The 20,010-nt window shown below is 67.7% G+C and carries 17 protein-coding genes and 1 pseudogene; 5 read left to right on the forward strand and 13 right to left on the reverse strand.

The genetic code is table 11. The annotated features are described in order from the left end of the window. Nucleotides 1-69: 69 nt before the first annotated feature. Nucleotides 70-1,722 carry a pentapeptide repeat-containing protein gene (locus HOV91_RS04375; protein WP_174184133.1) on the forward strand — a complete coding sequence of 551 codons (1,653 nt, stop codon included), beginning with the start codon at nucleotides 70-72 and terminating at the stop codon, nucleotides 1,720-1,722. 133 nt (nucleotides 1,723-1,855) lie between these two features. On the opposite strand, the gene HOV91_RS04380 is transcribed toward HOV91_RS04375, so the two are convergent. After that, complete coding sequence (locus HOV91_RS04380; RefSeq protein ID WP_174184134.1) at nucleotides 1,856-2,458, reverse strand: DUF3558 domain-containing protein; 603 nt, start codon at nucleotides 2,456-2,458, stop codon at nucleotides 1,856-1,858. 193 nt (nucleotides 2,459-2,651) lie between these two features. Here HOV91_RS04380 and HOV91_RS04385 point away from each other — a divergent pair, with 193 nt between their 5' ends. From HOV91_RS04385 to HOV91_RS04395, 3 genes are all read left to right on the forward strand, one after another. Beyond that, nucleotides 2,652-4,073: a cytochrome ubiquinol oxidase subunit I gene (locus HOV91_RS04385; protein WP_246349824.1), complete on the forward strand. Its 1,422-nt coding sequence runs from the start codon at nucleotides 2,652-2,654 to the stop codon at nucleotides 4,071-4,073. A gap of 2 nt (nucleotides 4,074-4,075) precedes the next feature. After that, a complete protein-coding gene (locus tag HOV91_RS04390; protein WP_174184231.1) occupies nucleotides 4,076-5,116 on the forward strand; it encodes a cytochrome d ubiquinol oxidase subunit II in 1,041 nt (346 codons plus the stop codon). Between the two features lie 253 nt (nucleotides 5,117-5,369). Next, nucleotides 5,370-5,513 (forward strand): hypothetical protein, encoded by a 144-nt coding sequence (locus HOV91_RS04395; protein WP_174184135.1) that lies wholly within the window; start codon nucleotides 5,370-5,372, stop codon nucleotides 5,511-5,513. Between the two features lie 177 nt (nucleotides 5,514-5,690). Here HOV91_RS04395 and HOV91_RS04400 read toward each other — a convergent pair whose 3' ends face one another. The 12 genes and pseudogenes from HOV91_RS04400 to HOV91_RS04455 all read right to left on the reverse strand — a co-directional run bounded on the left by HOV91_RS04400 (nucleotide 5,691) and on the right by HOV91_RS04455 (nucleotide 18,692). Further along, nucleotides 5,691-5,957: a hypothetical protein gene (locus tag HOV91_RS04400; protein ID WP_174184136.1), complete on the reverse strand. Its 267-nt coding sequence runs from the start codon at nucleotides 5,955-5,957 to the stop codon at nucleotides 5,691-5,693. A 19-nt stretch (nucleotides 5,958-5,976) separates the two neighbouring features. Further along, nucleotides 5,977-6,114, reverse strand: coding sequence for a hypothetical protein (locus tag HOV91_RS04405; protein ID WP_174184137.1), 138 nt, complete (start codon nucleotides 6,112-6,114; stop codon nucleotides 5,977-5,979). A gap of 258 nt (nucleotides 6,115-6,372) precedes the next feature. Beyond that, nucleotides 6,373-6,615: pseudogene (locus HOV91_RS04410) on the reverse strand (IclR family transcriptional regulator domain-containing protein); the annotation flags it as partial. 180 nt (nucleotides 6,616-6,795) lie between these two features. Next, nucleotides 6,796-7,359, reverse strand: a complete 564-nt coding sequence (locus HOV91_RS04415; protein ID WP_246349825.1) for a DUF8020 domain-containing protein — start codon at nucleotides 7,357-7,359, stop codon at nucleotides 6,796-6,798. Nucleotides 7,360-7,516: 157 nt separating this feature from the next. Continuing rightward, nucleotides 7,517-8,950 carry an aldehyde dehydrogenase family protein gene (locus tag HOV91_RS04420; protein WP_174184138.1) on the reverse strand — a complete coding sequence of 478 codons (1,434 nt, stop codon included), beginning with the start codon at nucleotides 8,948-8,950 and terminating at the stop codon, nucleotides 7,517-7,519. A gap of 2 nt (nucleotides 8,951-8,952) precedes the next feature. Next, nucleotides 8,953-10,659, reverse strand: coding sequence for a thiamine pyrophosphate-binding protein (locus HOV91_RS04425; RefSeq protein WP_174184139.1), 1,707 nt, complete (start codon nucleotides 10,657-10,659; stop codon nucleotides 8,953-8,955). Further along, the gene (locus HOV91_RS04430; protein WP_174184140.1) at nucleotides 10,649-11,575 is read right to left on the reverse strand and encodes an SDR family NAD(P)-dependent oxidoreductase; all 927 of its coding nucleotides are present in this window, start codon (nucleotides 11,573-11,575) and stop codon (nucleotides 10,649-10,651) included. The genes HOV91_RS04425 and HOV91_RS04430 overlap by 11 nt, the downstream gene beginning before the upstream one ends. Before the next feature lie 42 nt (nucleotides 11,576-11,617). Then, nucleotides 11,618-13,447, reverse strand: a complete 1,830-nt coding sequence (locus tag HOV91_RS04435) for a flavin-containing monooxygenase (protein WP_174184141.1) — start codon at nucleotides 13,445-13,447, stop codon at nucleotides 11,618-11,620. A 58-nt stretch (nucleotides 13,448-13,505) separates the two neighbouring features. After that, nucleotides 13,506-14,882 (reverse strand): aromatic ring-hydroxylating oxygenase subunit alpha, encoded by a 1,377-nt coding sequence (locus tag HOV91_RS04440; RefSeq protein ID WP_174184142.1) that lies wholly within the window; start codon nucleotides 14,880-14,882, stop codon nucleotides 13,506-13,508. A 30-nt stretch (nucleotides 14,883-14,912) separates the two neighbouring features. Further along, nucleotides 14,913-15,773 carry an SDR family NAD(P)-dependent oxidoreductase gene (locus tag HOV91_RS04445; protein WP_174184143.1) on the reverse strand — a complete coding sequence of 287 codons (861 nt, stop codon included), beginning with the start codon at nucleotides 15,771-15,773 and terminating at the stop codon, nucleotides 14,913-14,915. Nucleotides 15,774-15,780: 7 nt separating this feature from the next. Continuing rightward, a complete protein-coding gene (locus HOV91_RS04450; RefSeq protein WP_174184144.1) occupies nucleotides 15,781-17,391 on the reverse strand; it encodes an SMP-30/gluconolactonase/LRE family protein in 1,611 nt (536 codons plus the stop codon). A 494-nt stretch (nucleotides 17,392-17,885) separates the two neighbouring features. After that, complete coding sequence (locus HOV91_RS04455) at nucleotides 17,886-18,692, reverse strand: FadR/GntR family transcriptional regulator (RefSeq protein ID WP_174184145.1); 807 nt, start codon at nucleotides 18,690-18,692, stop codon at nucleotides 17,886-17,888. A 121-nt stretch (nucleotides 18,693-18,813) separates the two neighbouring features. On the opposite strand from HOV91_RS04455, the gene HOV91_RS04460 reads away from it, so the two are divergent. Continuing rightward, nucleotides 18,814-19,983 carry an acyl-CoA dehydrogenase family protein gene (locus tag HOV91_RS04460; protein ID WP_174184146.1) on the forward strand — a complete coding sequence of 390 codons (1,170 nt, stop codon included), beginning with the start codon at nucleotides 18,814-18,816 and terminating at the stop codon, nucleotides 19,981-19,983. The last annotated feature ends 27 nt before the right edge of the window (nucleotides 19,984-20,010 follow it).

Genomic DNA, 20,010 nt, shown 5'->3' on the forward strand with positions numbered 1-20,010 from the left:
TTCGAGCACAATCGGATGATGCTCGGGTGGGTGAGCGCATTCGGCGCACAAAGACGTAGCGGATCGAGTGTGGCGCGGACGCGGCGAGACAAGACCACGTTGTCGGCCTTCGGTCACCGCGCTGGACGGATCGGCTTGTTCGCCGCTGTCGGCTACGCGCTCGTCGGCGGGCTCGTCGTGGCGGGCGTGGCTTACGGTTTCCTGCGACTGATCATGCCCATCGATAGGGGCAGAGCCGCGGCCGAGATCGAAGTGACTCGTGTAGCACTGACCGTTGTCGCCGGGGTCGGCGGTGTGGTCGCGTTGGTGATCGCCTACCGGCGGCAACGCGATCTCGAGCAGAGCAAGTTCGTGGAACGTTTCGGTGCGGCGGCCGCCCAGCTCGGCGCGACCGATGTCGCGGTCCGCATCGCCGGGGTGTACGCGATGGCCGGAGTAGCCGACGAAACCGACGGCCCACGCCGCCAGCAATGCATCGACGTGCTGTGCGGCTACCTTCGGCTGCCGTACAGTCCCGAACTCGGCGGCAACCACCAGACCAAGGACATCCGCAAGTATCCGGCTGTCGAGCCGTCCGGCTTCGAGAACGAACAACATTTCGAGTATCGGCAGAACGATCGAGAAGTTCGCAGAACCATCGTGCGTGTGATCGCCGATCATCTGCTACCGGGGACCGAATATGCCTGGTCGCCTTACAATCTCGACTTCCGCACCTCGCGCCTGGAAGCCGCGGACTTCGACAACGTCACATTCTCGGGCACCGCTCGATTCGACAACGCCACCTTCGTCGGGGGCGCTCGGTTCGGCGGGGCGACCTTCACCGGAACCGCCTCCTTCCACCAGGCGAACTTCAGCGGCGACTCCTGGTTCCACAAAGCGGCCTTCACCAGCGCCACTTCGTTCGGCGAGGCGATCTTCAGCGGCGACGCTTCGTTCGGCGAGGCGAGTTTCAGCGGCGACACTACGTTCGGCGATGCGACGTTCAGCGGCGAGACATCCTTCGGCGAAGCGACCTTCAGCAGCGATATCTCGTTCGATGGGGCGACCTTCGGAAACGATACGTTGTTCCGTGGGGCGACCTTTACCGGAACCACTTCGTTTCGAAGCGTGACTTTCACCGGCGATGCCTGGTTCCACGGGGCGTCTTTCGACAACAATTCCTGGACCTGGTTCCACGAGGCGATCTTCGCGCGCACCGCCGTATTCGGTGGAGCGATTTTCACCGGCGACGCACGGCTCGACAGGGTGACCTTCACCGGCAACGCCTGGTTCCAAGGGGCGACCTTCAGCCGCGAAAGTTCTTTTCACGAGGCGACCTTCACCCGGAACGCCTCGTTCAGTGCGGCGAGGTTCACCGGAGCCGCCTGGTTCTACGGCGCGGCCTTCACCGGTGACACCTCGTTCGACAAGGCCGCCTTCGACAACGAAGCGTTGTTCCGCGGGGTGACCTTCACCGAAACCGCTTCTTTCCGCAATGCGGCCTTCGGCGGACCCGCCTGGTTCCACGGCGCGACCTTCACCGGTAACGCCTCGTTCGCGCAAGTTCTGTTCCAGGGCCGGACCAGCTTCGCCCTGGTCGACTTCGGCACCGGGCAGATCCTGTTCACCGAGCCACGGCAGTGGGGCCCGCCCCTGCCCGAATTCGACTGGAGCGAAGGTGGCGAGGGAAAGCCGGAGAATGTCGAACCTGTGGAATGGCCGCCCGCTGTGGCGACAGCGTGAATGCGGCAACGCGTTGTGAGCATCATCGGCCGCGAGGCTCGGCGCACCACCTAGTGAGCGTGATGCTCAGGCCACATCGGTATCGCAAAGGGAAGTCGCGGCGGTGCGGATGTCGGGTGGCTGGGATGGACGATCACCGCAGGCGCCCGGCGATCGTGGTGGCGACGTCGATTGTCTTGGCGCAGACGTCCCAGTCGACGCCCGTGGCTATCCCGGGGGCGGCGATTCCCAGATAGAACGATCCGCCTGACGGCACCGACACGTGGAGGGCGCAGCTGCCGTTACGGCCGTCCGGACGGATAGTGGGATCCAGTACGGCGCGCCGGCCCGCGACCGTGATCGTCCGCTCCAGCGGCTGGTGAACCTTGCGCTGCCCGAGATCGGTGAGGTCGGCGTTGTGGGGCGCGAAGCCTATGGTGAAACTGCCGGACGCTCCGGTTTGGATGGAAGACCACGTGCAGCGCGGCAGCTGCTTCGGGGGCGTGGACGCCTTGGCTTCGGGTTCGAGCACGAAGCGGGCGATATCGTCCGGCCCGAGCACACTGCACGGGTGATACGTGAGATCGGCCAGCGTCCACGGCTGCGGCGGTGCGGCCGTGGACGTGGTGACGCTGCTCGGCGATGCCATAGGCGACGGCCTGTCGGCGGTCTCGCAACCAGCCACCGTCGCGGCGACCACGACACTGCCGACCACCCCGGACAACCATCGGTGTCGATCTCGCAGAGAATTCCCCATCGGCGCTCCTCCCTATACCGATCACACCACAATCCCCGCCGACATCGATAGTCACGGATTCCCATCCGGACATGCCGTCTCAGCCCACGAAGGCGGAGCGACTTGCTGGTTTGTGAACGGTGAATGGGGATACCACGCGAAAGGGCCGGAGTGTGCGGGTATGCGGCTCCCGAGACCGCGGAAAGGGGCTGGCATGGTGTCGAGCACGCTCGTCGCGCTCTACCAGGCGTCGGCGGAGCCGCCGCCCGGTCTGTTGCCCGCGCGCCAGCAGATGGCGTTCTCACTGGGGTGGCACATCGTGCTGGCCTGTTTCGGGGTGGCGTTCCCCGCCATGATCTACGTCGTGCACCGCCGTGGCATCATCCGCGACGACCCCGTTGCGTTGGGACTGGCCAAGCGGTGGGCGACGGTGTCGGCGATCCTGTTCGCCATCGGCGCGGTCTCCGGAACGGTTCTCAGCTTCGAAATGGGCCTGCTGTGGCCGGGCCTCATGGGCCGCTACGGCGACGTGCTGGGCTTGCCGTTCGCCTTCGAAGGCCTCTCCTTCTTCATCGAAGCGATCTTCCTCGGCATCTACCTGTACGGATGGGGTCGCATGCCGCCGCGCAGGCATCTCGCGATGCTCGTCCCGATGGGCGTCGCGGGGGTGGTCGGCACGTTCTGTGTGATCAGCGTCAACGCGTGGATGAACAATCCGACCGGCTTCCGGCTCGTCGACGGCGCGGTGACCGACGTCGATCCGTGGCGAGCGATGTTCAACGACGGTGTCTACCTGCAGTTCGCGCACATGTGGGTGGGGGCGTTCATGCTCGTCGGGTTCCTGGTGGCCGGTGTCTACGCGGCCGGTCTGCTGCGCGGACGCCGTGACGACCACCACCGGCTGGGTTTCACGGTCCCGTTCGTCTTCGCTTCCGTCGCCGCGCTCGCGCAACCTCTCATCGGGCACGTTCTCGGGATGCGGGTGCACGATACGCAACCGGCGAAGTTGGCGGCATTCGAACTGGCGACCACCACCGAAGGCCCGGCCCCGCTGCGGTTGGGCGGCGTGCTGGTCGACGGGGAGGTCCGCGGCGCGCTCGAGATCCCCCGCCTGGGTTCGATCATCGCCCGCAACTCGCTGACCGCCCCTGTCCCCGGTCTGGACGCGGTCCCCGTCGAGGATCGGCCGCCGGTCAACATCACCCACCTCGCGTTCCAGACCATGGTCGTCATCGGCACCCTGCTCGCGCTCATGGTGCTCGTGTTCTGGTTGCTGCGCTGGCGGCACCGCGACCTACGCGACCAGCGCTGGTTCCTGTGGGCGGCGGTTGCCGCCGGTCCCTTGGCAGTTCTCGCGCTGGAATGCGGCTGGATCGCCACCGAAGTGGGCCGCCAGCCGTGGACGGTGTGGCAGGTGCTACGCACCACCGACGCCGCCAGCACGAGCACCGGCCTGTGGTGGAGCTATGTCAGCGTGCTGCTGGTGTATGTCGGGATGACGGTGGGAGCCGTCGTCGTCCTGCGTTCCATGGCCCGCCGCTGGCGCGGCGGCGCCACCACCATCACCGCCCCCTACGGGCCCGGAGCGTCGCCGGTCGACCAGGAGCAGCGCGCCCGCAGCATCGGAGAGCCGTGACGATGGATCTCTCGGACGTGGTGGCGACGGCGATGTTCCTCGGGGTGGTGGCGTACGCGCTGTTCGGCGGCGCGGACTTCGGCTCCGGATTCTGGGATCTGACCGCGGGTGGAGCGCGGCGTGGCAGCCGCCTGCGGGTGCTCATCGACCACAGCATCGGGCCGGTGTGGGAAGCCAACCACGTCTGGCTGATCTACATTCTGGTGTTCCTCTGGACCGCCTATCCGACGGTGTTCGCGGCCGTCATGACCACCCTGTTCATCCCGATGAGCCTGGCCCTGCTCGGAATCGTCTTGCGCGGGGCGAATTTCGCGTTCCGCAAATACTCCGCGACGCTGGGCCAGGCGCGCCTGTTCGGCGCCTTGTTCGCTGGCGCGTCGCTGATCACGCCGTTCTTCTTCGGCACTGCCGTCGGGGCGATCGCCTCCGGCCGGGTGCCCGCCGAGGGGTACGGCGACATGGTGCAGTCGTGGCTCAATCCGACCTCCCTGCTGGGCGGCACGCTGGCCGTGGGAACGTCCGCCTTCTTGGCCGGGGTCTTCCTCACCGCCGACGCCGCGCGGTCGGGCGACCACGCGCTCGCCGAGTATCTGCGCGTCCGCACGCTCGTCGTCGGCGGTGTGACCGGGGCGGTCGCGATCGCGGCGATCGCACCGATCCGGCAGGACGCGCCGACCCTCGGCGCCGGACTGCTCGGCCGTGCGCTACCGCTGATCGCGCTGTCGGCCGCCGCGGGCGTGCTCACGCTCGTCCTGGTGTACCGTCGCCGCTTCGGGTGGGCGCGGGTGCCCGCGGCGGCCGCGGTAGCCGCGATCGTCATCGGATGGGCGGTCGCGCAGACCCCGTGGATCCTCGTGGATCAGATGCTCATCGCCGATGCCGCGGGTGCGCGAGCGACACTGCTCGGACTGCTCGCTGTCGTGGCCGTCGCAGCCGTCACGGTGCTACCCGCTCTGGCCTATCTGTTCTGGCTCACCCAGACCGACGCGTGGGTGCGCGACGAGCACGAGCCGGTCGCCACCGAGGCGCCGGAGCAGGTGTAGGGCGCCGGGCGAGCGGCCCGCGGGCATGCCCGGATGCGGAGGTCGCGGTCGACAACCGATTCGCGGAAGAGGTACCGAAAGATCGGTTTGTTTACGGTCGCGCGTGGTATCCGCTGCACGTATCGGCTCGACAGCGCGGTCGTGCCGGTACGCACCGGGGCGCCCCCGCTGCTCGAACGATGTCGCGAAAGCTCGCGCCGCGCGAGAACGAGGTGCCTCTTGTCATAGCTGGACGGCGCAGAGGAATTGCATCGTGATCGAGGACGTGAAAATGCCCCGCACCGACGAGGAAGACCGGGACCGGATCATCTGGCCCGAGTCCAGCAAGATGAGCGCATGGTGGGCGGATGTGATGGGGCACCGGTTCCCGCGAACCCAGACCGTGACATCGGGGTGATCCGGTCCTCCCACACGCGGGTGCGCTGCGCGGGCGCCGCCTCCTCGTCGGTCACCAGCCCCGTCAGCCGATTCAGTCGCGGAGTGATCCGCCGGCCGCGCGAGTTCGCGGGCCGGGCTGACTCTTAGCTGATCGTGCTGATCGCGGACGGAGACGGGGCAGTGTGCGGCACTCGCGCTACGCGCCCGAGCCTTCGGGCTGCGGTGACCGGCGCAGCGCGAGAAGTTTGTCGATGATCTCGATCGCCGTCAGCGGAGAAGGTGCGGTGCCGGGCGCGGCGTCGCTGCGGATTCGCGCGGCCAGGCCCGCGGGGCAGCCGTCCCCAGGCCGCGCGGTGGTGGCGCATGCCGTACAGCCCTCGACAGCATCGGCGAGATGGGCTTCGACATTGCGCACATCGAGCGCGGCGATCAAATCCAGCCCGCTCAAGAAGTTGATCGGCATGTCGATGGGTTCCTCTGGCTCAATATCCGATCGGGTCGGCGGTCGCCCAGGATTGTTCCAGCCTGCCCCGTTCCGCGGAGTCCGACACGGCCGGATATCGGAACTGCTTCCCGGTGACCAGGTGGTGACCGGGCAGTTCGAGGGCGGGCTGGAACATTCATCCGGCGGGTGCGGCTCAGTTGCGCGGCCTACGACATTGTCGGCCTACCGACGACCTTGTCGGAGCGGATGTCCGGTGACAGCGTTGTCGTTCGGACAGAGGCAGCACCCGTTTATATAGGCTCCGCATCGGTAATGTAACAGATGGATATAGGTTCTGGGAACCCCTAGCGAACGGCAAAGTGTCTGCACTCGATCCTGTTCGACTGTGGTTTCTCGTGTATGTTGCCGGGAGCAGGCAAAGATTCAGCGAAGTTCAAGACGGGACGGAGTCGCCGGTCGACAGCCGAGCCCGCCGGGTGAGGGTGAGCCCTATCCCGTCGGCAGCCGCGCGGACCGACGCCGCGTGCGCGTCGGGATGGAACCGGTGGGACGGGCCCGCCACGCTGATCGCCGCCACCACCTGGTCCGCTTCGCGGACCGGGGCGGCCACGCAGACGAGACCGGGAGCCGATTCCTCGAATTCGAACGCCACCCCCTCGGCCGCTATCCGATCCAGGACCTCATCATCGACATCGCCCTGGATCTGCTCGCCCAATCCGGCGGGGTAACTGCCGAGCACACCGCGCCGGAGGGACTGTCGATCAGCTGAGGGGCCGGACAATAGGGAGCGGCCGAGCGGATTCGTGATCCGCCCGGCCGATGTCGAGTACCTCTATTCGGTTCTCCGGAATGTCGATCAGAACGGCGTGAAGAAGAAGCCGAACCAGGCACCTACCGCAGCGCCGACCGCGCAACCGATGACGGCGCCGACGACGAAGAACCAGATTCCGATGGCAATGCCGATCGCGCAACCGATCGCCGCGCCCAGAACGGCGCCGCCGAACAGCGCGTCGTGCATCAGGCCCTGCACCTCGGGTGCCAACGCGGCGGGTGACGGCACGCCGGCCGCCGGTGTCAGCGTCAGCGTCCTACCCGACGGATCGAGCGACGGTGTGATGGAGAAGTTTTGACCGGTCTCCATACGCAGTGTCGTCGGGATCGCGCCGACGATCGCGCCGTCGTCAGCCAGCACGTTGACGGCGGCCGGTGTCACCTCGAACCGCCCCGAGTCCAGATCGACCGTAGCGGTGCGGTGATCCGAAGCCAGGGTTGTCGTGTAGGAGATAGGCCCATCCACCCCGTTCATCGTGAGGTCTGCCAGGGTGCCCTCACCGTGTGCTGTGGCCGTTGCTATACCTGTCGTCGCTATGGCGAACAGGGCGGTAGCCACCAATTTCTTGATAAACATTTGGAAGTCCAATCATCGGACGATGTTGTTGGAATTCCCCCGGGCGGGCGACATTGACCGTCAAACCTGATCCTTCCCCCCACCTGGTTGAATGTCGATAGGTATTCCGTATGGGTAATTTCCATAACCGAGGTCGGAATTTTTCTCATGCCCTGCCGTGGTCCTCGATCTATGACACTTCGTCCGGCGCGTACCCCAGGATGCCCTTGATCTCCAGATAGTCGTGGAATCCGAATTCGCCCCACTCCCGGCCGTTCCCGCTCTTGCGGTAGCCGCCGAACGGGCAGTGGAAGTCGAAGGCGTCGTTGATCGACACCCAGCCTGCCCGGATGCGCCGCGCCACGGCGCGCGCCTGCTCGAGGTCGGCGCCCGCCACGTTGCCCGCCAGGCCGTATTCGGTGTCGTTGGCGATCTCGACGGCATGGTCGATGCTCTCGTAACCGAGGATGGTGAGCACGGGGCCGAAGATCTCTTCCCGGGCGATGGTCATGTCGTTGGTGACGTTCGCGAAGACGGTCGGCCGCACGTAGTAGCCCTTGGTGAGCCCGTCGGGGCGGCCGGTGCCGCCCGCCACCAGCGTGGCGCCTTCGTCGATGCCCCGCTGGATGAGCGCTTGGACCTTGTCGAACTGCGCCGCGGAGACCACCGGACCCAACGCGACGTTCCCGGTCGGATCGCCGACGGTGAGCGCATGCGCGGCCCGGCGGGCGACCTCGACGGCCTCGTCCATGCGGGCGCGCGGGACCAGCATGCGGGACAGGGCACTGCAGGTCTGGCCGGAGTTGGTCATGATGGTGGCGACGGCGCTGCCGACATTGGCCGCGAGTTCCGCGTCGTCGAGCACGATGTTCGGGCTCTTGCCGCCGAGCTCCTGGGTGACCCGCTTGACGCTGGGCGCGGCGTTGCGCGCGATCTCGATGCCGGCGCGGGTCGAGCCGGTGAAGGAGACGAGGTCCACGTCCGGGTGACGCGACAGCGGCACGCCGACGCTCGGCCCGTCACCCTGCACGAGATTGAACACGCCTGCGGGAACGCCCGCGGCATCGAGGATCTCGGCGAAGATCTGGCCGACGAAGGGAGCCTGCTCCGACGGTTTGAGCACCGTGGTGCAGCCGGTGGCCAGGGCCGGGAAGACTTTCACGGCGATCTGGTTCATCGGCCAGTTCCACGGCGTGATCAAGCCGCAGACGCCGATGGGCTCCTTGACGACCAGCGTGGCCGCGCGTCGCTCCTCGAAGACGAAGTTCTCCAGGACCTCGATGGCGGTCGTCAGGTGCCCGGCTCCGAGATCGACCTGGAAGCCGCCGGCCAGCGCGCTCGGCGCGCCCATCTCCTCGGTCAGCGCCGCGGCGAGATCGCCAGCGCGCTTGCCGTACTCCGTGCCGATCGCCCGCAGCAGTTCGACCCGCTCGCCCACCGAGGTCGCCGACCAGCCGGGGAAGGCGGTGCGGGCGGCCGCGACCGCCCGGTCCACGTCGGCGGCCGACCCGCTCGCTACCGTGCCGCACACCTGCTCGGTCGCCGGGTTCACGACCTCGAAGGACCGCGCCTGGGCCGGGTGGACCCAGGCGCCGCCGATATAGAACCTGTCGTATTCGCGCATGACTACTGTGTCCCTTCCGCGTACCAGGTGCGGAACTCGTCGTAACTCGGCATCTCCTCGGAATTCGCCTTCGGGTCGACGGCGACGTGGATGACGCCCGGTTTGCCGCTGGCGTACGCCCGTTTGACGGCGGGGGCGATGTCCTCGTCGCGGTCGACGTATTCGCCGTAGCAGCCGAACCCCTCGGCGACTTTGTCCAGGCGGGTGTCGGTGCTCCAGTGCGTACCCGTCTCCAGCGACCCGGGCCCGAACAGGCCCTTGTAGACGCCGACTTCGAGGCCCCATGCGTAGTCGACGGCGACCACGCAGACCAGCGGGAGGTTCAGTCGCGCCGCGGTCTCCAACTCGCCGATGTGGAACAGGAACGACGAGTCGCCGGTGATCAGCATGACCGGCCGCTTCCTGCCCTCGGCCACCGAGGCGCCGACGGCGTAGGGCAGCCCGGTGCCGAGATGGCCGAAGTTCTGGTTCCAGATCACGTCGTGCGGCTTGGCCTGCGAGTAGGTCCAGCCGAAGATCGTCGTGGCGCCGCCGTCGCGGACCATGATGCCGTCGGAGGGGAACACCTTGGTCGCCTCCACGATCAACCGTGCGGGGTGCACCGGAGACCGGCCCGACGGCGCCGTTTCGGACAGCTCCGCCAAGCGGGCGGCGTCCTGCTCGATCCAGCTGGCCAGCTCGGGCGACGGCGTGCGCGGCGTGTCCTTCAGCGCGTCGACCAGCTGCGGGACGATCGCGCGCAGGTCGCCGACGAGCGGCACGTCGATCGGCCGGTTGACCCCGATCGCTTCCGGATTCTGTTCCACCAGAACCCATTTGCGGTTCGCCTCGCCCGCGACCCAGTGCCGCCCGACCCCGTAGTGGACGGGCTCACCGAGTTCGGTGCCGATAGCCAGGCACAGATCCGATCTCACCACCGCATCGATGGACGACGGTGAGAAGCCGTAGGCGAAGGTGTGGTCCTCGAGACCTTCGATATACGAAGTGCCGCCGGAGGTCTGGACGACCGGGCAGGCCATCAGCTCGGCGAGCGCGCGCACCGATTCCCCGGCGCGCGCGGTGTGCACGCCGTGCCCCACCAGCAGTACCGGCTGTCGTGCCGCGCGGATCAGTCGTGCGGCCTCCTCGATCCGGTCCTGGCCCGCGGTCTGGCCGACGAGGCGATACCGGCTGGGCGGCAGGGGTTCCGGTACGTCGAGTTCCTCTTGGATGATGTGCTTGGGCCACTCGATGTAGACCGGTCCGGGTGTCCCGGTGAGCGCCCGGCGCAGACCCTCGCGAATGATCTCGTCGGTCTGATCGGCGTATTCGATGCTGGCGCTGTACTTCACCGACGGTGCGAAGAGTTCGGCCTGCTTGACGAACTGGATCCGCCCGCGCCGCACCCGCTGCTCGGTGATCCGAGCGCGTTGCCCGCCGAGAAAGATCACCGGCGAGTTCTCGACCTTCGCGCACATCATCGCACCTGCCAGGTTGGCGACACCGGGGCCGAGGGTGCCGATGCAGACCGCGGCCTTGCCGGTCATCCGCGACACCGCCTCGGCCATGAATCCGGCCGATTCCTCGTGATGCGGTGCGACGACGTTCCAACCGCGTTCCTCGGCGAGGTGGAACATGTGCACGAAATTCGGGTCCGGAATGCCGAATATCGTGTCGATGCCCTCGGCTTCGAAGAGCTGAAGGATACGTTCGTAGACCTTAACGGGCATGCTGTCCTGCCTCCGTGGCTAGCTCGAAACTCTTCCTGATGTGATCGCTGTGCCCCGCGGGGACGGCAGGCAGAATCCAAGAGCCGGTCGTATCGCGGATGGCGTCGATCTGCTCGCCGATCTCTTCGACCGTCCACGAGGGGCGGTAGACCCCCGCGGTCTCGGCGATATAGGCCCGCGCCACGCGCCCGGCGACCGACACCAGCATCTCGCCGGTGATCGAGCACGCCTCGTGGGCGAGCCACCCGACGGTCGGCGCGGCCAGCTCCGGCCCCATGGGCGGGTAGGACGAGGTGTCCAGCCCATCGGCGAGCCTGGTCACCGCGGCGGGCACGATGACGTTGCTGCGGACGCCGAATTCCGCTCCCTCCAACGCGACCACGTTGGACAGGCCGATCACACCCGCCTTCGACACGGCGTAGTTGGCTACGCCCTTGTTGCCGTAGAGGCCGCCGATCGACGAGGTGAGCACCACGCGGCCGTAGCCGGCGTCGGCCATGACCGGGAACGCGGGCCGGACGACGTGGAACGCGCCGCGCAGGTGCACGTCGAGCACCGCGTCGAAATCCTCGTAGCTCAGCTCGCGCAGCGACCCGTAGCGGACGTTGCCCGCGTTGTGGACGAGGATGTCCAGGCGGCCGTAGTGGTCGAGCGCCGCGTCGATGATCGCCTGCCCGCCCGCGGCGGTGGCCACCGACGCGGTGCAGGCGACGGCCGAGCCGCCCGCCGCTTCGATCTCCGCGACCACCTCCGCCGCGGGGTTCGCCTCGACGTTGTCGCCACGCACACTGCTGCCGAGATCGTTGACGACCACCTTCGCGCCTTTCGCGGCCAGCAGCAGCGCGTACGCGCGCCCCAACCCCCGTCCGGCGCCGGTGATCACGGCTACGCGATCGTCGAATCTCAATTCTCGCAAGTTGTCCGATCCTCTCGCAGGTCCATCGCGGCTCAGGTCCCGTCACTCACCCAGGACGAGGCCCTCCAACCGGCCCGCGTCACGCCAGTCCCGCAGCATCTGCTCGAGCACATAGAAGCCGCCCCAGAAGGGATCACCGAGGAACGACCGCCCGTTCGGCTCGCCTTCGCTGTTGTAGTAGCCGGGCGTGCATTCGCGCACGAAATTGCTGTTGTCGAAGGAGTTCGCCCGGATGGTCGCGATCCACGCCTCCTCGGCGGCCGCGCTGGGCTCCACCGTGGTCGCGCCGCGGGCCAGGGTCTCGGCGATGATGTAGGCGATGTGATCGGCCTGCTGCTCGAACATCCGCGTCGTGGACGCGGTCACCCCGCCCTGGACGAACCCGGTGGCGAAGTGGTTCGGGAACCCGTGGGACAGGATGCCGTGCAGGGTACGGAACCCCTCGGCCCAGTGGTCGTAGAGCGAACGGCCGCCCCGGCCGGTGAACGGCTGGATCGCGAGCCTGCGGTCGATATCGCTGCTGATCTCGAAGCCGCTGGCGAAGACGATGCAGTCGACCTCGTACTCGACGCCGTGCGCGACGAGCCCCTTCGCCGTGATGCGCTCCACGCCCTTGGTGTCGGAGACATCGATGAGCGTGACGTTCGGCCGATTGAACGCCTGCAGGTAGTTGTCGCTGAAACCCGGCCGCTTGCACAGGTGCCGGTAGTACGGCTTGAGCGCCTCGGCCGTCGCCTTGTCCGCCACGATCTCGTCGACGCGGCGGCGCACCCGCTCCATCGCGCGGTAGTCCTCCGCCTCCTTGAGTTCCATGACCTTCATCGGATTCGTCGCCAATTCGGCCCAACCGCCGGTGGCGTCCAGGTGGGCGGCCACATTACGGGCGACCTCGGTCCAGCCGTCGCAGATCAGGTCCGGCTCGCCCGGCGAGTAGAACGCGTAGGCGGCGTTGTGGAAGTTGCGTTGCCGTTCCTCCCGCCAGCCCGGCCGCAGCGACTTCACCCATTCGGGATCGGTCGCCGTGTTTCCGCGCTCGAAGATGTAGGACGGCGTGCGCTGGAACACGTAGAGGTGTTCGGCGCCTTCGGCCAGGTGTGGGATCGTCCCGATGCCACTGGCGCCGGTGCCGATGATGGCCACCTTCTTGTCGCCGAGCTTGTCCAACCCGCCCTTCGATGTGCCGCCGGTGTACTCGTAGTCCCAGCGCGCGGTGTGGAAGGTGTGGCCCTCGAACTGCGTGATGCCGGGGATACCGGGCAGCTTCGGCCGGTTGTAGGGCCCCTGGCACATCACGATGAACCGGGCGCGGATGTCGTCGCCCCGATTGGTCGCGATCCGCCACCGTTCGATCTGCTCGTCCCATTCCAGCGCGCGGATCAGCGTGTGGAAGACCGCCTTCTCGTACAGGCCGAAGTGCTTGCCGATGCGCTGGGCGTGTTCGTAGCACTCGTCGCCGAAGGAGAACTTCTCCTTCGGCAGGTAGCCGGTCTCTTCCAGCAACGGCAGATAGCAGTAGCTGTCCGAGTCGACCTGGATGCCGGGGTAGCGATTCCAGTACCAGACCCCGCCGAAGTCGCCGCCCAATTCGATGATCCGGAAGTCCTCGACACCGGCCTGCCGCAATCGGTGCGCGGCGATGAGACCCGCGAAACCACCGCCGAGGATCGCCACCTCGATCTCGTCGGTGATCGGCTCGCGCGGCACGACCGGCGTGTACGGATCTTCTTCGTAGTAGTCCGCGAATTCGCCCTCGGTCAGCAGGTACTGTTTCTGTCCCTCGGGACGCAGGCGCTTGTCACGTTCGGCGAGATATCTCGCGCGCAGGGCATCCCGATCGACATCGGGCGTAACCGTGGGCTTGCACTCTTGCATTCGAATTCCTGGATCTCTAACTCGGGTCGTTGGTGACGGACCGGCCGGGTCCCGCTCGTCAGGTCAGATCGCGCGGCTCGCCGGTACCCATGTAGGCGGCGAGGTTGTGGTGGAGATTCACCACGCTGCGTTCGCGATAGGGGTTGGGTTTCGGCCCGGAGAAGCCCCGGCTCTTCATGCCCTGCTGGACAGCGGCCATATTGGAGAAGTCCTGCGGGAGGACGGTCCGCCAGCCGGGATCGCCGACCGGGGTGTACTCCCACTCGGTCTGCGGCTCCTCGCCGGGTGGGAAGAGTTCGAACACGGCGGCCTCGAAGACGCACTTGTCCGGGTCGTAGCCGTAGGGCCGGAACCGGTAGCACAGCATGTTGTTCAGCGCGTGACCGATCTGGAAGTTGGGGAAGATCTGCCACGCGGTACCGGCCCGGGCGACGATATCGGGGTCGACCTTCGGCCAGACCACGCCGCGCGCCTCGTCCTCCGACCGCGCGGTGTCGAGCCAGTAGCGCAGCACCTCGTGGGCCGGCGTGCCCTCGGGCAGTTCGTCGACCAGCCGGTTGGCGACATCGACCAGCGTGCGCGTGGTGTTCGTGTTGGCGTTCTCCCAAGTGAAGTTCTGGAGCGTGGCAGTCGAGACGCGCGCGTCGGGACCGCTGCCGACACGCACCTTGGCCTGGTTCTCCTCCATGCCCTTTGGCGCGTCGTAGCCGATATTGCTGTGCTTGCCCTGCGCCCGCGACCACCCGAGGAAAGTGCCGAAGTTCATGAACTCCGGGTGGGTGTAGGGCACGTGGTAGGTCTCCATGAATGCCTCGAAGGCGACTTTCCAGTTGCAGTCGAAAGTCAGCCACCGCCGCCAGCGATAGCGCATGTTCTCCAGTTCGAAGTGTTCGAGCAGACCGGCCGCGGGCTCGAGGTACTCCCGGAGCGGTTCGGCGTCGGGGTCCATGTTGATCCAGATCCAGCCGCCCCACGTGTCGACCTGCACGTGGTTCAGTCCGTCGTTGCGTTCGGTGAGCCCACAGACCCAGTCCTCGCGCTCGGCCGCGAAGGTATTGCGGCCCTCCAGGTCGTAGCGCCACCCGTGGAACCCGCAGACGAACTGCTTGCGGCTGCCGCGGGCATCGTGCGCGCCCGGCGGGGTGTCGACGAGTCTGCGGCCGCGATGGGCGCACACGTTGTGGTAGGCCCGGATGGTGTCCGGTGCGGTGCGCACGACGATGATCGAGTCGTCGAGGATCTCGTAGGTGAGGAAGTCGCCGACTCGGGGGATCTCCTCGACGCGTTCGACCTGCTGCCATACCCTGGCCCAGAGCTTGTCGCCTTCGGCGCGTGCGTATTCCTCGGAGATGTACGCCTCGACGCCGATCGTCATCGGCGCCGACAGCGGTTCGTCGGTCGCGGAATCCGTTGTCTCGGTGGTCGTTTCGCTCATGACATGCTCCTGGTCACAACTTCGGGTGCGTCAGCGGGTGATCGATGCGCGGAAGTTCTCGTCCTTGAGGAACAGCGAGGTGTGGTCCTCGCCGAGATGGGTCCACCTGAGGTTCAGGCCGCCGTCCACGAGCAGGGTCTGGCCCGTGACGTAGGTCGACAGATCCGACAGCAGGAACAGGATCGGTCCCGCCTGCTCATCCGGACGCCCGCGTCTGCCCATGGCGATGGCGCGGCGGTCCCGCTGGGGATCGTCGTCGACGTAGGTGCCGGAGGCCGGTGTCTCGGTGACACCCGGCGCGATGGCGTTGACCCGGATGCCGTCCTGGGCCAGCTCCACCGCCAGGGTCCTGGTCGCCGCCACCAGCGCCGCCTTCGCGGTGCCGTAGGCGATATGGAACGGTGCGGTGTTCATGCCGCTGATCGAGGACAGCGATACCAGGGAACCGGGTCTGCCCTGCGACTTCAGCTCGGCGGCCACCGCCTGGCTCATGAAGAACATCGTCTCCAAGTTCTGCGCGAACAACGCGCGCCAGTCCTCCCTGGTCACCCGGGTCGCGGGCATCCAGGTGCGCGCCGCGGCGCCGCCCGCCACGTTGACCAGCCCGTGCAGGAGGCCGGGCGCCGTGCGGGCGTGCTCGAGTACGGTCGCGACGCCCTCCTCGGTACCGACGTCGGCCGCGACGGACACCACGGAAAGACCCTCCGCGGCCAGTGGTTCGACATGTGCGCCGAGGTTCTCCTTCGAGCGGCTCACCCCGATCACAGTGGCGCCCGCCCTGGCGATCAGCCGCGTCACCGCGGTGCCGATACCGCCACCGCCAGCGCCCGCGACGATGACGACGCGTCCGGAAAGTCCGAAGAAGTCGTGTGTGAGGCCGTCGTCGGTCATCGTCGGATCAGGCCTTCCCGCGCAGTGCGAGCACACTGCCCTCGGCGTCGGCGGACAGGTAGACCGTGCCGTCCGGTCCGGCGGCGATGCCCGCGAACGGGCCCATGGGTCCGGAGAACGGCGGAGTCCCGCGCAGCGGTTTGGCGACCACCCCGGGCGGCGCGCCGACCGGGAGATTCGCGGCGAGCGTCTGCCGGGCCTTGGTCTCGAGATCGACGCCGATCAACGCTTTGAGGCCGACGTCGAGGATGAGCAATTGCCTGCCGCGCACCAGGATTCCGTGCGGCGTCTCCAGTCCGTCCACCACCGTGTCGACTCCGCCGCCGCCGATCGAGACGATCCGACCGGCCCCGGATTCGGAGACCAGGGCGGTGCCGTCCGGGCCGAATGCCACCCCCATCGGGGCGTCGAGCCCGGAGGCCGGCACTTCGACCTGTCCGGCCCGGATCGAAAGCACCCGGCCCGTGCCGAGTTCCGCGGCCACGATCGTCCTGTCGGCAGTTGCCGCCACCCCGTAGAGCTGATCGAACCCGTCGGCCACGACATCGGGCTCTTCGCCGGTTCCCGGTCGGTAGTACGAGATCTGCCCGGTGGAGGTGGCACACAGGAACTCGCCCGGGCCGACCGCGCTGACGCCGCGCACGTAGCCCGGGTTACCCGCGCTGAAAAGCGAGGCGACCGTGTGCAATTCGCCGTCACGCAGAACGTAGAAGAAGGTGCCGTCGGCGACGTAGAGGTCGCCGTCCTGGCCGACCGTCAGATCCAGCGGCCACAGCAGCCCGCCTTGCAGAACGGACCGGGTCTGTCCGGCGGTGAGAATCTCGGTGATCGCACCGGAGAAGTTCGAGACGAACAGCCGGTCGCCGACGAAGGTGCAGTTGTCCAGGCCCGGGTCCAGGCTCGCCAGCACCTGACGGTCACCGGTGCGCGGATCGATCCGCAGCACCTCGCCGGTCTGCACCTGGGTGGAGACGAGGAAGCCCGCGGAGTCGAACTTGACCGAGTCGGGCACGCCGAGATCACCCACGACACGTTCGGGCGCACCGCCGTCGGGATCGATGCGCCAGATGTCGTTGGTCCCCATCACCGGGTAATAGAGCAGACCGTCGGGGCCGACCTCCATGGCGTTGGGCATCGGCAAGTTGTCCTGCAGAACGCGCGGCGCGCCGCCGTCCAGCGGCAGTTCCATGAGGCGACCGCCGATCCGGCATTCGTTGACGAACAACCGGCCGTTGTGCACGGTGATGCCGTTGGCGCCGGGCAGATCGTCGCGGATCACCCGGGTGCGGCCGTCGGTGCCGCGCATGCTGACGCGTGCGTCCATGTACTCGGTGGCGATGAGGTTGCCCTCGGGATCGAAGGCGAGGTCGTCGGGGGCGACGATGTCGCCGCCCTTGGCGCTGACGGTCTCGAGGTCGCCGGTGGCGACGTCGAGTGCGCTGATCTGGCTGCCGGCCACCTGGGCCACGTAGATTCGCCCGTCGGCGCCCGTACGCAGGCCGTTCGCGCCGAACAGCCGGCTCGGCGGGGTGAGCTGTCGGACGGTCCACCCCTCGGCGAGGGTTATCGGTGTGGTGGTGCGGTAGCGCGCCCCTCGAGTCAAGGCGGGGCCTCCCATGCGATGAGAAAGTCGATGTTCGAGATGTGGCACAGCCCGGCCCGGCGGCCCGGGACGACGGGAATCCGGTCCCGGGTAGAGCGGGCGGATGTGTCGTGGGCCACGCTACTTCAATCCTCGCAAGGATAGCAATACTTGACCTGTTGGCTACCGCTGAGTAGGTTACGGTTGTCGGTGTCGGGCGCTGAATGCGAAGATCGGGGCGGTGCCCCGGTCTGGATCGCTGGGGCCGAATCGAGCCACATAGTGCCTGTTCAGCCGCAGTTTTTAGAGAACTCGGTATCCGCTTGCGATGCTCGGCCCTGTGCGGGCGCTATGCGGACGGCCAGAACCCATGTTTCGTCCGGAGAGGCGCTGACCAGCCGCTAGGTAATCCACTTTCACGCTGTGAAAATGGCATTATCGTACGCTGCTCCGGCTCGGCGGAGCAACGCGTAACCGAAGCCGCCCCTGGTCGATGCGGGTCGTTGTGACGATGCGGCAGGCCGACGAACTCAGATCTGCGAGCGGAGGCCGGATTGGATGGCCAGCCGCGTCCCGGCGGACGAGGCGTTCACCACGCCGTCGTCGAAGCGCTGCAGCACCAGTGTCTGGGTGGCGGCGAGATGGGTCCGGTACAGGCGCTCGGCTTCGGCTGCCCGCCCCTGCGCGATCTCCCTGGTGATGCGGCGGTGGGTGCGCAGGGCTTCGGTCGACTCGGCCTCGGACGGGTATTCCCCGCGCCGGGTCAACGCCTCCGCCCACGCCTCTTCCTGTGCCGACCACAGGGTGACCAGCGTGCTCACGACGTAGCGAATGGTCAGGTTCGGGGTGAACGAGACGATGAGGTCGTGGAATTCGCGGGCGGTGTGGGTGAAGGCGACGCCGTCGTCGACGAGTTCGGCCGACTTGTCCACGTTCTGCGTGAGCGCGGGGACGACGGTCTCGGCGCGGTCGGGCCGCTCGGCGCAGGCGGCCGCGCACAGCGGTTCCAGTGTGCGCAGGCCCGCGGCGAGATCGCCGAGGGTGACACGCGCGCCTTGCAAGGCCAACCCCAGGTGATACGCCGCCGACGTTTCGTCGGGGCGGTGCACTTCGGCGCCGCCCACATTGCCCCGGCGGACGGTGACGAGGCCCTCGGTCTCCAGGATGCGCAGCGCCTCGCGGATCGAGGGGTAGCTCACCCCGAAGTCCTGGACCAGCTGATCCTGGGTGGGGAGGCGGTAGTTCTCGTCGCCGGCCAGGATGCGGGTGCGCAGTTCGGCGGCGACGGTCTCCGCGATGCGCCGCTGCGGCACCCGGCCGCGCTTGGCGGCCGTCACGCGGTCCGCCTCTGGTTGGTCCTCACCCGGCACGCCTTTCCGTCATGGCGGCAGTGTAGTCACCGCGGAATGACCATACAAATATTGCTATCCTTATGAGGATTGAAGTACCATGCGCCCCATGGACTTCACGATGGGTGAGGCCGCCACCCGGCTCCGGGGTGAGCTGCGGCGGCTGATTGCCGAAGAGGTCCCCGCCGACTACCTCGGCGCGTTCACCGACGATCCGGCCGATCTGGCTGTGGCCCAGCGATTTTGCCGGGTGCTCGCCGCACGGGGCCTGCTGTGCGCGGCCTGGCCGGCGGAGTTCGGCGGCCGGGGCGCCTCAGTGTGGGAGCAGACCGTGGTTCGCGAGGAGATGTGGGCGCACCACGAACCGCGCGGGGCGCAGTACATGGGCGTCAACTGGGTGGGCCCGACGATCATGCGGCACGGCACGGCCGAACAGCAACGCGAGCACCTGCCGCCGATCGCGCGCGGCGCGGTGATCTGGTGCCAGGGATTCAGCGAGCCGGACGCCGGTTCCGATCTCGCCTCGCTGCGGACCACCGCCCGACGCGATGGTGACGGCTGGCGTATCTCCGGCCAGAAGATCTGGACCTCGTACGCGACCATGGCGCAGTGGTGCTTCCTGCTCGCGCGCACCGCGACCCGGGCGCGGAAACAGCAGGGGCTCACCGTGTTCCTGGTGCCGATGTCCGATCCGGGAATCGAGGTGCGGCCGATCCGGTCGATGCTCGGACCGCACCATCTCAACGAGGTCTTCTTCGACGGGGTGCGCGTGACCGAAGCCGACGTGCTCGGTCAGGTCGACGAGGGCTGGTCGGTGGTGCAGGAGGTGCTGGCGTTCGAACGCGTCGGCATCGCCCGCTATGCGCGCTGTGAGCGGCTGTTGCAGGCCGCGCCGGACGTGCTCGGGCAGCGGTGGGACACGGTGCCTGCCGAGCTGCGCGGTCGCTGGGCCCGCACGCTCAACCGGGCCCGGCGGGCGCGGCTGCTGGCGTACCAGGTGATCGCGCTGCAGAGCGCCGGGCGGGTCGCCCCCGGCGACGCCGCGGCCTACCGCATCGCGGTGACCAGGCTCGACCAGGAAAGCGCGAGCGTGCTGGCCGAACTCGCCGCGTTCGCGGGCTCGCGGGAGGAGACCCAGCGCAGGTTCCGGCGCGCGGTGGACGACCACTGGCGATACGCGAACGCCGCGACGGTGGCCTCCGGCAGTATCGAGATGCAGAAGATTCTGCTGGCGCGCTCGTTGCTGAGTGGGCCACGCCGGGCGGGGGAGGCGGCGTGACCGCCGCACCGTTCCCGGCGGACGGAC

Source organism: Nocardia barduliensis (assembly GCF_013315795.1).
Taxonomy (GTDB): Bacteria; Actinomycetota; Actinomycetes; order Mycobacteriales; family Mycobacteriaceae; genus Nocardia; species Nocardia barduliensis.